This window comes from Paraburkholderia sp. EG286B (assembly GCF_040965655.1).
Lineage (GTDB): Bacteria > Pseudomonadota > Gammaproteobacteria > Burkholderiales > Burkholderiaceae > Paraburkholderia.
Genome location: NZ_JBFRCF010000005.1, coordinates 275446 through 287830 on the forward strand (window position 1 = coordinate 275446; position 12385 = coordinate 287830).

Annotated in this window: 10 protein-coding genes and 1 pseudogene; 7 read left to right on the plus strand and 4 right to left on the minus strand. The window is 65.2% G+C overall.

What is annotated here, in order from left to right; translation table 11 throughout:
* Positions 1-136 precede the first annotated feature (136 nt).
* A complete protein-coding gene (locus tag AB4Y42_RS12850; protein ID WP_368694382.1) occupies positions 137-1468 on the plus strand; it encodes an MFS transporter in 1332 nt (443 codons plus the stop codon).
* 106 nt (positions 1469-1574) lie between these two features.
* Entirely contained in the window at positions 1575-2762 is a 1188-nt protein-coding gene (locus tag AB4Y42_RS12855; RefSeq protein WP_368694383.1) for a porin, read from the plus strand.
* Positions 2763-2843: 81 nt separating this feature from the next.
* Here the strand turns inward: AB4Y42_RS12855 and AB4Y42_RS12860 are convergent, their stop codons facing one another.
* A complete protein-coding gene (locus AB4Y42_RS12860) occupies positions 2844-3896 on the minus strand; it encodes a LacI family DNA-binding transcriptional regulator (protein WP_368688969.1) in 1053 nt (350 codons plus the stop codon).
* 206 nt (positions 3897-4102) lie between these two features.
* Here AB4Y42_RS12860 and AB4Y42_RS12865 point away from each other — a divergent pair, with 206 nt between their 5' ends.
* The 4 genes from AB4Y42_RS12865 to AB4Y42_RS12880 all read left to right on the plus strand — a co-directional run bounded on the left by AB4Y42_RS12865 (position 4103) and on the right by AB4Y42_RS12880 (position 9363).
* Positions 4103-5650: a UxaA family hydrolase gene (locus AB4Y42_RS12865; RefSeq protein WP_368694384.1), complete on the plus strand. Its 1548-nt coding sequence runs from the start codon at positions 4103-4105 to the stop codon at positions 5648-5650.
* A 57-nt stretch (positions 5651-5707) separates the two neighbouring features.
* Positions 5708-7042: an MFS transporter gene (locus AB4Y42_RS12870; RefSeq protein WP_368694385.1), complete on the plus strand. Its 1335-nt coding sequence runs from the start codon at positions 5708-5710 to the stop codon at positions 7040-7042.
* Positions 7017-7808, plus strand: a complete 792-nt coding sequence (gene hpaI / locus AB4Y42_RS12875) for a 4-hydroxy-2-oxoheptanedioate aldolase (protein ID WP_368694386.1) — start codon at positions 7017-7019, stop codon at positions 7806-7808. The genes AB4Y42_RS12870 and hpaI overlap by 26 nt, the downstream gene beginning before the upstream one ends.
* Before the next feature lie 82 nt (positions 7809-7890).
* A complete protein-coding gene (locus AB4Y42_RS12880) occupies positions 7891-9363 on the plus strand; it encodes an NAD-dependent succinate-semialdehyde dehydrogenase (RefSeq protein ID WP_368694387.1) in 1473 nt (490 codons plus the stop codon).
* Positions 9364-9549: 186 nt separating this feature from the next.
* On the opposite strand, the gene AB4Y42_RS12885 is transcribed toward AB4Y42_RS12880, so the two are convergent.
* Positions 9550-10125: a TetR/AcrR family transcriptional regulator gene (locus AB4Y42_RS12885; RefSeq protein WP_342924323.1), complete on the minus strand. Its 576-nt coding sequence runs from the start codon at positions 10123-10125 to the stop codon at positions 9550-9552.
* Between the two features lie 146 nt (positions 10126-10271).
* On the opposite strand from AB4Y42_RS12885, the gene AB4Y42_RS12890 reads away from it, so the two are divergent.
* Entirely contained in the window at positions 10272-10970 is a 699-nt protein-coding gene (locus AB4Y42_RS12890; protein WP_368694388.1) for a glutathione S-transferase, read from the plus strand.
* Between the two features lie 30 nt (positions 10971-11000).
* Here AB4Y42_RS12890 and AB4Y42_RS12895 read toward each other — a convergent pair.
* Positions 11001-11428, minus strand: a pseudogene (locus AB4Y42_RS12895) (pseudouridine-5'-phosphate glycosidase); the annotation flags it as partial.
* Positions 11428-12324, minus strand: coding sequence for a LysR substrate-binding domain-containing protein (locus AB4Y42_RS12900; RefSeq protein ID WP_368694537.1), 897 nt, complete (start codon positions 12322-12324; stop codon positions 11428-11430). The gene AB4Y42_RS12900 and the pseudogene AB4Y42_RS12895, both read right to left, overlap by 1 nt.
* Positions 12325-12385 lie beyond the last annotated feature (61 nt).

The following is a 12385-nucleotide window of genomic DNA, read 5'->3' on the forward strand; positions in this document are numbered from 1 at the left end:
CATTTCTCTGCTGGGCGTACTACGATTGCGCCCAATGTTACCGGTTACAGTAAACGGTAACATTGCGAGGAGCAAAGCCGCGCTTCACCCTGGCGCGGCCGGAAGCGACCACTATTAATAGAACAGGAGACACGAGATGAATCTGGCCACCAACGTGCGAAGCCGCTCCAGGGTTCGCTGGTGGGTTGCCGGCCTCATGTGGGCGGCGATTGCGATCAACTACATCGACCGCACGGTGTTGTCGGCGGCGGCGCCGCGCATCCAGTCGCAGTTCCATCTGAGCGCGGTCGAAATGGGCGTCGTCATGTCGGCGTTCTTCTGGTCGTACGCGCTGCTGCAATTGCCCGCGGGGTTTCTCGCCGACCGGCTGGGCCAGAAGAAAGTACTGGGTTTCGCGGTGCTCTGGTGGTCGCTGGCGACAGCGGCCACGGGCGTCGCGAACGGTTTCAAGTCGCTCGTCGCGTTGCGCGTGGCGCTTGGCGTGGGCGAGGCGGGCGCGTATCCGAGCAACGCGGGCATTGCGTCGAAGTGGTTTCCGCGCAGCGAACGCGCGACGGTCGCGGGCATTTTCGACAGCGGTTCGAAACTCGGCGGCGCGATCGCGCTGCCGCTCATTGCCGCTATGCTCACGGCGTTCGACTGGAAGATCACGTTCGCCCTCACGGGTTTGCTCGGCCTGATCTGGTACGTGGTGTGGCAATTTACGTTCAGCGATTCGCCGCGTGACCACAAGCGGGTCAACCCCGAGGAACTCGCGCACATCGAGAGCGATTTGCTGGCGGAGCAAAGCGACCGGGCGGCGAGGCCCCCGCTGCGCAAGCTGCTCGCGCATCGCAACATCTGGGCGATGTGTATCGGCTTCTTCATGATCAACTACAACTCGTACTTCTTCATCACCTGGCTGCCCACGTATCTCGTGAAGGCGCGTGGCATGACGTTGATGGAAATGGGCTGGATGGCGTCGCTGCCGCTGCTCGTCTCGATCGTGGTCGAGATTTTCGCGGGCTGGGCGTCGGATCGCGTGTTCGCCTCGGGCAAGCTTTCGCTTACCGCCACGCGCAAGCTCTTTCTCGTGATCGGCTTGCTGATGGCATCGAGCATCGGTTTCGCCGCGTTCGCCGATTCGGCCGCCGTCGCGGTGCTGCTCCTGTGCATCGCGAAGTCGGGCACGACCGTGGCGGCTTCGCAGGTCTGGGCGCTGCCGGCCGACGTCGCACCGCGCAACGCCGTGTCGATGGTTGCGGGCGTACAGAACACGGTATCGAATATCGGCGGCGTGGTTGGCCCGATCGTCACGGGCGCGATCGTCGGCGCGACGGGTTCGTTCGTGCCTGCGCTCGTGGTGTCGTCGGCGCTGATCGGCGTGGCGATCGTCAACTATCTGTTCCTGCTGGGCAAGGTCGAGCCGATTCGTCTCGACGGTGCTTCGCCGCAGCCGCAGGCGCGCGAGTACAGCAACGCCCCCTAACTCCACCGGATCGGCCTTCGTTGTGTCGATGAAAAATTCCCGCTGATCCCCTCGATCCGGAATCTGTAGTACTCCTGTAAATATTAAAACCAGACAGGTTACCTGTATGAAAAAAGCACTTTTCGCAGCGGCCGGGCTTCTGTCCGTCGCACCCGTCGTGGCGCAGGCCCAGAGCTCCGTCACGTTGTATGGTCTAGTCGATGCCGGTATTGGCTACGTCAACAACATCAAGGGCGGCTCGGCGTTCCAGCTGACGAGCGGCCGCCTGAGCGGCAGCCGTTGGGGCCTGAAAGGCAATGAGGATCTCGGCGGCGGGTTGAGCGCCGTGTTCACGCTCGAAGGCGGTTTCAAGCCCAGCGACGGCACGGCCGCGCAGGGTGGGCGTCTGTTCGGCCGCAGCGCGTTCGTGGGCATTGCGAAGAGCGGCATCGGCACGTTCACGCTCGGCCGCCAGTATGAACCGCTGGCGGACCTGGTCGCGCAATACGCGGGTCCGGGCACGTGGTCGCCGTCCACGCACGTGGGCGACAACGACAACCTGAATCAGACGTTCCGCATCAACAACGCGGTGAAGTTCCGCAGCGACACCATCGCGGGCTTCACGGTCGACGGCATGTACGCGTTCAGCAACCAGGCGAGCGGCTCGGCCGGGCAAGGCTTCGGCAACAACCGCGCCTGGGGCGTCGCCGCGAACTACGTGAACGGGCCGCTCTCGATCGGCGGCGGCTACGTGCTGCTCGATCATCCGAACACGACGACCAACACGAGCGGCGCGATCGGCGGCGCATCGAGCACGGCCGGCGACGACTACAGCGGCGGGTTCTTCTACGGCCTCGATGGCGGCGTGGCCCGTCAGCAGATCGCGGTGGCCGGCGCGAACTACAAGATCGGCAGCGCGATTGCGGGCTTTGCGTTCAGCCACACGGAACTCAACTACAACGACGGTTCCACGCGCAAGTTCAACAACTACGACGCGAACCTGCGTTACTCGCTCACGCCGGCCACGACGCTGATCGGCGTGTACACGTTCACGGACGGCCGCGCGAACGGCCTGCCGGCCACGGGCGGCGCGACGCTCAAGCCGAAGTGGCATCAGTTCACGCTGGGCGTGGACTACGCGCTCTCGAAGCGCACGGACGTCTACCTCTCGGGCACGTATCAGCTCGCGGCCGGCGACGCGTCGACGCGCGTGGGTTCGTCTTACAGCCGGATCGCGGCGATCGCGTATGCGGGCGGCGCGTCGTCCACGAATCGCCAGGTCGACGTGTTCACGGGCATCCGCACGAAGTTCTGAGCGCGCTTTCACGCGCTACAAGCAAAAGGCCTCGCGATGTTGGCGAGGCCTTTTTGCGTTGTCATCGCGACGCCACGAATCTCAGGCCGAGCCGCGCTCGATCAGCGTGAAACCGACGTCGACTTTCGCGCGCTTGCTCGTGCCGGTCTCGATCTTCTCGATCAGCATGGACGCTGCCAGCTTGCCGATCTTCGTACCGTCGATGCGAATGGTCGTGAGCGCCGGGTCGGTGTCGGCGGCGAAATTCTGGTCGCCGTAGCCGATCACCTTGAGGCGCCCCGGCACGTCGAGCCTGCGCGCATGGGCTTCCATGAGCACGCCGAGCGCCATGATGTCGGCGCCGCAGAAGATCGCGTCGATCTGCGGATGGTCGTCGAGCAGCTGCGCGAGCGCGCGCCGGCCGTCGCCGAGATGCGCGGGCGAGGGCACGGCGGCCACGGGAATCTCGCGCTCGCTACCGAAGGCTTCGATGAAGGCATTCGCGCGCAGTGTCGCCCGGCGGTCGCCCGGCGTGACGATGGCCGGGTGCCGCGCGCCGCGCTCGCGCAGGTAGCGCGCCGCCGCCTCGCCCACGCGCGTGTGCGAGAAGCCGATCAGCATGTCGAGCGGCGAGCGCGTGATGTCCCACGTTTCGACCACGGGAATGCCGGCCGCGCGCAGTTTCTGCCGCGACGCCTCCGAGTGGATCACGCCGGTGAGCACGATGCCTGCCGGACGGCGGCCGATGATGGCGTCGAGCAGCGCCTCTTCGCGCGATTCGTCGTAGCCGCTCTGGCCGAGCAGCAACTGATAGCCGGCCGTCTCCAGCTCCGCGGTCAGGGCGGCGACGGTTTCCTGGAACACGCTGCCCGCCATCGCCGGGATCAGCGCGACGACGAGATGGCTGCGATTCGAGGCGAGCGAACCCGCGATCAGGTCGGGCGTGTAGCCCGTTTGCCGCACGGCTTCGCGCACGCGTTCCAGCGTTTCGACCGAAACGAGTTCGGGATTGTTGAGGGCGCGGGAAACCGTGACCTTCGTGACCCCGGTCAGACGGGCCAGATCGCTGAGCGTGACCCGGCCGGTGTTCTTGCGGGCACGCCGCGACGCGGTGCCGGCGGCGGGCGGGGCGAATTCTGTCGAGGTCTTGGTCACGGACGCGGGCGCTCCTGCTGCAAAAAGGTGTTGGCAATTATCCCAAAACTGTACTACGATGACATCTATGTTACCGGTTACATTAACCGGTAACTTTGTTCCAGAACGAAAGGCGGCGCGTTCCCCGGCGCGGCCAGCAACCATCTCGCATGGGACCGGAGCAGACGCCGCTGTGCGCCTTCCGGATCGTCAGCGGAGACAGGCGCATGCTCCAGTCCAACAAGTCCTATAACGGGCCGCTGATCCGGCTCAACCCGAATGACAACGTTCTGATCGCGCGCGAGCCGCTGACGATCGGGCATCAAGTCTCGATCGAAGGCGCCGCGATTCGCCTGCGCGCGCAGGTCGCCGCGGGCCACAAGGTGGCCGCGCGGCGCATTGCGTCGGGCGAGCCCATCCGCAAGTACGACACCGTGATCGGCGTGGCCGCGCGCGACATCGAGCCCGGCGACCACGTCCACACGCACAACATCGCGCTCGTCGATTTCGCTCGCGATCCGGGCTTCGGTCTCGACGTGAGGCCCGTCGACTACGTCGCGCCGGAACAGCGCGCGACGTTCAACGGCATCGTACGGGCCGACGGCCGCGTCGCCACGCGCAACTTCGTCGGCATTATCGCGTCGGTCAACTGTTCGGCCACGGTCATTCGCCATATCGCCGATTACTTCACGCCCGAGCGGCTGCGCGATTATCCCAATGTCGACGGCGTGGTCGCGTTCGCGCAAACCAGCGGCTGCGGCATGTCTTCGCCGAGCGAGCACTTCGACGTGCTCCGTCGCACCATTGCGGGCTACGCGCGTCATCCTAACCTGGGCGGCGTGCTCATCGTCGGGCTGGGTTGCGAGCGCAACCAGGTCGGCGATCTGCTCGACTCGCAAGGCTTGAAGACCGGCAAGGCCGTGCACGCGCTGGTGATGCAGGATACGGGCGGCACGCGCGCGACGATCGAAGCCGGCATCCAGGCCGTGCAGGCCATGCTGCCCGCCGCGAACGACATCGTGCGCACGCCGGTGCCCGTCAGCCATCTGAAGATCGGTCTCGAATGCGGCGGCTCGGACGGGTTCTCGGGCATCACCGCGAATCCGGCGCTGGGCGCGGCGATGGACCTGCTCGTGCGGCACGGCGGCACCGCGATCCTCTCCGAAACGCCCGAGATTCATGGCGTCGAATACATGCTCACGCGCCGCGCCGTGTCGCCCGAAGTCGGGCAGAAGCTGCTCGACCGGCTCGCGTGGTGGGAGCGCTATACGCGCGGCCAGAACGGCCAGTTCAACGGCGTGGTCGGGCCGGGCAACCAGCAGGGCGGTCTCGCCAACATCTTCGAAAAGTCGCTCGGTTCCGCGATGAAGGGCGGCACGACGCCGCTGCAGGCCGTGTATGAATACGCAGAGCCGATCGATCGCGCGGGCTTCGTGTTCATGGATTCGCCCGGCTACGATCCCGTCGCGGTGACGGGACAGATCGCGAGCGGCGCGAACCTGATTTGCTTCACGACGGGCCGCGGCTCCATGTTCGGCTCGAAGCCCGCGCCGACGCTCAAGCTCGCGAGCAATACGCCCATGTTCACGCGCCTCGAAGAGGACATGGACATCAACTGCGGTCTCGTGATCGACGGCGAACGCACGATCGAGGAAATGGGTCGGGACATCTTCGATCTGATCGTGCGCGCGGCTTCGGGCGAGCGCACGAAGAGCGAACTGCTCGGGCTCGGCGACAATGAGTTCGTGCCCTGGCACATGGGCATCGTAAGCTGAGGGCGCGTCACTGCGCGCCTTGAATCGACATCAATAGAACAGGTAGGGAGACAGCAGATGCTCGAATCTGCGCAACGGCATGGCCGCTCGAAGATGCGCTGGTGGGTCGCGGGCCTCATGTGGGCCGCGATCGCGATCAACTATATCGATCGCACGGTGCTCTCGGCGGCGGCGCCGAAAATTCAGTCGGAGTTTCATCTCGACGCGATGCAGATGGGCATCGTCATGTCCGCGTTCTTCTGGTCGTATGCGTTGCTGCAATTGCCTGCGGGCTTGCTCGCCGATCGCCTGGGCCAGAAGAAAGTGCTGGGTTTCGCGGTGCTCTGGTGGTCGCTGGCTACGGCGATGACGGGCCTCGCGAGCGGTTTTCGCTCGCTCGTCGGATTGCGCGTGGCGCTGGGCGTGGGCGAGGCGGGTGCGTACCCGAGCAACGCCGGGATCGCCACGCGCTGGTTTCCGCGCAAGGAACGCGCGACCGCCGCGGGCATTTTCGACAGCGGCTCGAAGCTGGGCGGCGCGATCGCCTTGCCGCTGATCGCGTGGATGCTGGCCGCGTTCGACTGGAAGATGACCTTCGTGCTCACGGGCCTGCTCGGCATCGTGTGGTTCGTCGTATGGCTCGCGAGCTTCACCGATTCGCCCGCCGATCATCCGCGCGTGAATGCGGCGGAACTCGCGCACATCGAAAGCGATAAAGGCGCGCAAAGCGCGCAGCCGCCCGTGCGTCCGCCGTGGCGCAAGCTGCTTGCGCACCGCAATGTGTGGGCGATGTGCATCGGCTTTTTCATGATCAATTACAACTCGTACTTCTTCATCACGTGGCTGCCGACGTATCTGATGAAGGAGCGCGGCATGAGCGTGCTGCAAATGGGCTGGATGGCCTCGCTACCGCTGCTCGTGTCGATCGTCGTCGAGATTTTCGCGGGCTGGGCCTCGGATCGCGTGTTCGCGAGCGGCAGGCTTTCGCTAACGGCAACGCGCAAGCTGTTTCTCGTGATCGGGCTCGTGATGGCGTCGAGCATCGGCTTCGCGGCGTTCGCGCATTCGGCGCTCGTGGCGGTGCTGCTGCTGTGCATCGCCAAGTCCGGCACCACGGTCGCGGCCTCGCAGGTGTGGGCGCTGCCCGGCGACGTCGCGCCGCCCAATGCGGTCTCGATGATCGCGGGCCTGCAAAACACGGTGTCGAATCTCGGCGGCGTGGTCGGCCCGATCGTCACGGGCGCCATCGTCGGCGCGACCGGCTCGTTCGTTGCCGCGCTGCTGTTCTCGGCGGCGCTGATCGGCATTGCGATCGTCAACTATCTGTTCCTCCTCGGGAAGGTGGAACCCATCCAATTCGGCGACCCCTCACAGGAGACACGCATTCATGAACCCGCAGACTTCAGGGCTTAATCCGTTTAAGGCGGCGCTCGCCGCGCGCAGGAAGCAGGTTGGCTTCTGGCTTTCCATGGCCGATCCGTACCTCGCCGAAGTGAGTGCGACGGCGGGCTTCGACTGGCTCCTCATCGACAGCGAGCACGCACCCAACGAGCTGCGCACGATCCTCGCGCAATTGCAGGCCGTGGCGGCGTACCCGGGCGAGCCGGTCGTGCGCCCCGTTAACGGCGATCCGGCGCTGCTCAAGCGGCTACTCGATATCGGCGCGCGCAACCTGCTCGTGCCGATGGTCGATACCGCCGCCGAAGCGCGCGCGCTCGTTGCCGCCGTGCGCTATCCGCCGCATGGCATTCGCGGCGTGGGCAGCGCCGTGGGCCGTGCGTCGCGCTGGAGCCTGCGTACCGACTACCTCGATATTTCGGATGACGAAGTGTGCCTGCTCGTGCAAGCCGAAACGGCGACGGCGCTTGGCAACCTCGAATCGATCTGCGCGGTGGACGGCGTGGACGGCGTGTTCATCGGACCGGCCGATCTCGCGGCTTCAATGGGCCATCGCGGCAAGGCCACGCATCCCGAAGTGCAGCAGGCGATCGACGGCGCGATCCGCACGATCGTCGCGTCGGGCAAGGCGGCGGGCACCCTCACGTCCGACCCTGCGCTCGCGCGCCATTACCTCGAACTCGGCTGCACGTTCGTCGCGACGGGCGTGGACATCCTGATGTTCGCGAACGCGGCGCGCAAGCTCGCACGCGATTTCGCGGACGTGCGCACGGCGGACTAAGGCCGCGCGCGGTCGGTTCGCCGGTCACGCCCGTCGCGACGGTCTAACGCCGCACGATAACCCTTGTACCAAGGAGCACGCAGTGAGTTTGGAGTTGACGCGAGGCGAACTGCTTCGACAGGATAATTTCATCGACGGCAAGTGGAGCGCCGCCGCCGGTGGCAACCGTTACGCCGTGACGAATCCGGCGACGCAGGCCACACTCGCACAGGTGGCCAGCAGCAGCGCCGCCGACGCTCGCGCGGCGACGGACGCGGCGAGCCGCGCCTTGCCCGCCTGGCGCGACAGGCTGCCCCGCGAGCGGGCGCACGTGCTCAACCGTTGGCACGCGCTCATCATCGCGAACACCGAGGACCTGGCACGCCTCATGTCGATGGAGCAGGGCAAGCCGCTCGCGGAGGCGCGCGGCGAGGTCGCGTATGGTGCGTCGTACGTCGCGTGGTTCGCCGAAGAGGCGACCAAGGTCTACGGCGACATCATCCCGCAGACGCAGCGCGGCAAGCGCATGAGCGCGATCAAGGAGCCGATCGGCGTGGTCGCCGCGATTACGCCGTGGAATTTCCCGCTCGCGATGATCGCGCGCAAGATCGCGCCGGCGCTAGCGGCCGGCTGCACGGTCGTGGCGAAGCCCGCCGAGGATACGCCGCTCACGGCGCTCGCGCTGGCCGCGCTCGCACAGGAAGCGGGCTTGCCCGACGGCGTGCTCAACATGATCTCGGCCGCGCGGGACGAAGGCATTGCCGCCGTGGCCGACTGGCTCGCCGACGATCGCGTGCGCAAGATCACCTTCACGGGCTCGACGGCAGTGGGCAAGCATCTGGCGCGCGAATCGGCGGGCACGCTCAAGAAGCTCTCGCTGGAACTGGGCGGCAACGCGCCGTTTATCGTGTTCGAGGACGCCGATCTCGACGCGGCCGTCAACGGCCTGATGGCGGCCAAGTTCCGCAACGGCGGGCAGACCTGCGTGTGTCCCAACCGCATCTACGTGCATGAATCGGTGTACGAACTATTCGGGGAGCTGCTGGCGCGGCGCGTCGCAGCGCTTCACGTGGGACCCGCAACGGACCCGAAGGCGCAGATCGGTCCGATGATCAACGAGCGTGCGATCGACAAGATCGCGAAGCACGTCGACGACGCTGTGGCGAATGGCGCGCGCGTACTCACCGGCGGCAAACGGCTCGCCGAACTAGGGCCGAACTATTACGCGCCCACCGTGCTCGCCGATGCGACCGAAGCGATGGTGCTGTGCTGCGAGGAAACGTTCGGTCCTGTTGCGCCATTGTTCCGCTTCACGGACGAGAATGAGGTGATCAGGGTTGCCAACGATACGCCTTTCGGTCTCGCGGCTTACTTCTACACGAACGACGTACGCCGGATCGATCGCGTGGCGCGCAAACTGGAAGTCGGCATCGTCGGCATCAACGAAGGCGCCGTGGCCAGCGAAGCGGCGCCTTTCGGCGGCGTGAAGGAGTCTGGCTACGGGCGCGAAGGATCGAAGTACGGCCTCGACGACTACCTCAGCGTCAAGTATCTGTGTCAGGGCGGGCTCGACTGAAGCTGGCGGCGCGCGGTCCTTGAGGCGCCGATCGACGGAATACTTCTGGCGGGCGAGTGTTGTACCAATCCACGTCGTAGCTGCCAGTCTGGCATGCCGGGCGACGGAAGCCTTTGTGCGGTGCACGCTGACCGGCCCTAAGCGGCCGGTCGCGCGCCTCGTGCACGCTCATGGGCCGTTGCACGGCTACGTGGGCAGAAGGCCGGCTTTTCGATAGCTATCGATGAGTGCGTCATAGAGCGAGATATCGGAGCGGCTTCTCGCAATGAGCTGCGCGCCGGCGATCGCAGCGAAGATTGCGCGAGCCCGCGGTTTGCTCTCCCGGGGAGCGACAACTTCCGCTGCGGACAAAACCTTGCTCAGCCACGCCACATTCACGTCGGCAAAGGTCCGCACTTCTTTCATCACGACTTCCGGCAGGTCGTCGGTTTCGGCGGCCATGAAGCTGCACAGGCATATGCGATTGCCGGTCTCGAGCGCCTTGCGGAAGGTGTCTGGATAGTGACGAAGGCAGCGCAGCGGATCCTGCGATCTGGCCAGCATGTCATCCAGAGCCGCCGCCGTGTCCTCCCAGTAACGCCTCGCTACCGCTGCGCCGAGATCGGCCTTGCTGTCGAAATGGTGGTAGATGCTCGCGGCCTTGATACCAACCTCGTCCGCCAGATCGCGATAATTCAAACCGCCGTAGCCGTGCGCCTGCGCGAGCCTCGTGGCGGCCGCCAGGATTCTCTCCCTCGAGTTTGAGCTCGCGTCGTTGCTCACTGCATCAGCCTCCGTGAACGGGAAATAGGTGTTGACACCGCGTATTGTACCTTCTATGGTTAACCTAACGAACGTTAGGTAGGTTTACGGGCGATGTGTCTTCACGCCGCCTGATTCGATGCAGCCGACTATGGAGCGCCCAGGCAATGACTTCGCATACCGTCAATTTCGACGCAACCCAGCTACCCGTGATGAAGATCCACGACTTCCCGACAGGGCCGTATCCGACCCGCGTGCGCATCGCACTGGCTGAAAAGAGGCTGCAGTCGCGCGTCCAGTTCGTAATGGTCGACCTCTACAAGGGGGAGCACAAACAGCCCGGCTTCATCGCCGGCAAGAACTATTCGGGGACGCTGCCGGTGCTCGAACTCGATGACGGAACCTGTATCGCCGAGTGCACCGCCATTACCGAATACCTCGACGCGCTCGATGGCGCGCCCACGCTCACCGGCAGCACGCCGCGCGAAAAGGGCGTGATCCACATGATGAGCAAGCGTGCCGAGCTGGAGTTGCTCGACGCCGTCAGCGTCTATTTCCATCACGGCACGCCGGGACTGGGCCCCGACGTCGAGACGTATCAAAACCCGGAGTGGGGGTTCCGTCAACGCGACAAGGCACTGAGGGGGATGCGCTACTTCGATGTCGTTCTGAAAGGCCAACCCTATGTCGCCGGCGAGGCTTTCTCGATGGCCGACATCACCGTCATCGGCGGTTTGGTCTTTGCGGCGCTTGTGAAGCTACCGGTGCCTGCGGAGTGCGAGGCGCTTCAAGCCTGGTACGCAAGCATGCTGGAGCGCGAGAGCGTAAGGAGCCAGCCGGTGTTTGCTGCCCTGGCCCGGGCGTGACGGTTGCTGACCGGGACGGACCAGTGATGGCTACGCCGCGCGGGTCCCGCGCGCTACGTGCGCCAACGCGAACGCCAGCCGTGCTCCGACCTCGGCATTGTGTTTTACGATCGCGATGTTCGTCGCCAGGCTGCGTCCACCGGTCAACGCATTGACGCGCGCTCCAGCAGGAAGGGAGTCACGCCTTACCCGTGATTCCTTTTGCAGTAGCCTCGTCGAGCGCCTGCCGAGTCAGCGCGTCGATCGGCCAGTATGGCCGGCAGGTCACGGCGGCTGACCTTATGCACCCGGTCCGAGCGGCCGATCGGTTCCAGTTCGTCGTCCGTCAGGCCGATGTGAATGCGCCCGTCGATCAGCGCGATAGCCGCGGGCTCAGCGCCCGCGTGACGGATCAAGGCCTCCACTTCGCGCGCAGTGCGAACGTTCTCCAGGTAGGGCATGCCGTGGGCAATGATGGTCAAAGTGCGCGTGGGCTGAAGCGGACCTGCTGGCCTGCGCGGAGTGCAGCATCGATCAAAGCCGCACAGGCCGGCGAGTCGGTCCGGGGAAACGCGTAGAAGCGGGCAACGGGCAACGCGGGCAGTCCTTCCTTGCGACCCAGCAAGCGCAAGCCTTCGACTCGCTGACTATCGGCGATGACCGTCACTGCGAAGCCCGATCTCGCCGCCGACAGGCAGCCCGCCATGCTGCTGCTCTCGAACACGAGGCGCCACGCCCGACCGGCCTTGTTCAATGCGGTGATCGCCGACTCGCGATAGATGCAGGGATCGGGGAAAATGGCCAGCGGCAGCGGTTGGTCGAGATCCAGATCTGCATCTTCCGCGTAGGCCCAGACTAGCGGCTCTTCCCACAGCAGCGTGCCGCCTTTGCCGACACGGCTACATTGCTTGCCGAACACGAGATCGAGACGACCGCGCTCCTGCTGACGCACCAGATCGGCCGTGATGCCGACTCTCAGGTCGATTGTCGCTTCGGGATGCTGGCGGCGAAAACGCTGCAACACCTGGGGCAGCCATGCGCCCGCAAAATCTTCCGATGCACCGACTCGCAGCAGCCCGCGCAGCGGCGTGCCGCGTAGTTTCGCGCGGACCTCGCGTTCCAGATCCAGGATGTTTCGGCCGTAGGCGTACAGGGTGTCGCCGGCCTGCGTCAATTCCAGATGGCGAGTCGTGCGTGTCAGCAGGCCAACCCCGGCGATCTGTTCGAGGCGCTTGATATGTCCGCTCACGGCCGAAGGGGTCAGCGCCAGACGCTCGGCGGCCGTGGCAAAGCTGCCGCTGTCCACGACTTCGAAAAAGGTGCGCAGCAACACGGTATCGAGCGGAGCACCGTCGGTAGTGGGCAGCATGTCCATCAGTTCATTCGACACGAAAAATCATCAATGATTAGTAATTATTCACCAATCGGCACGAGGC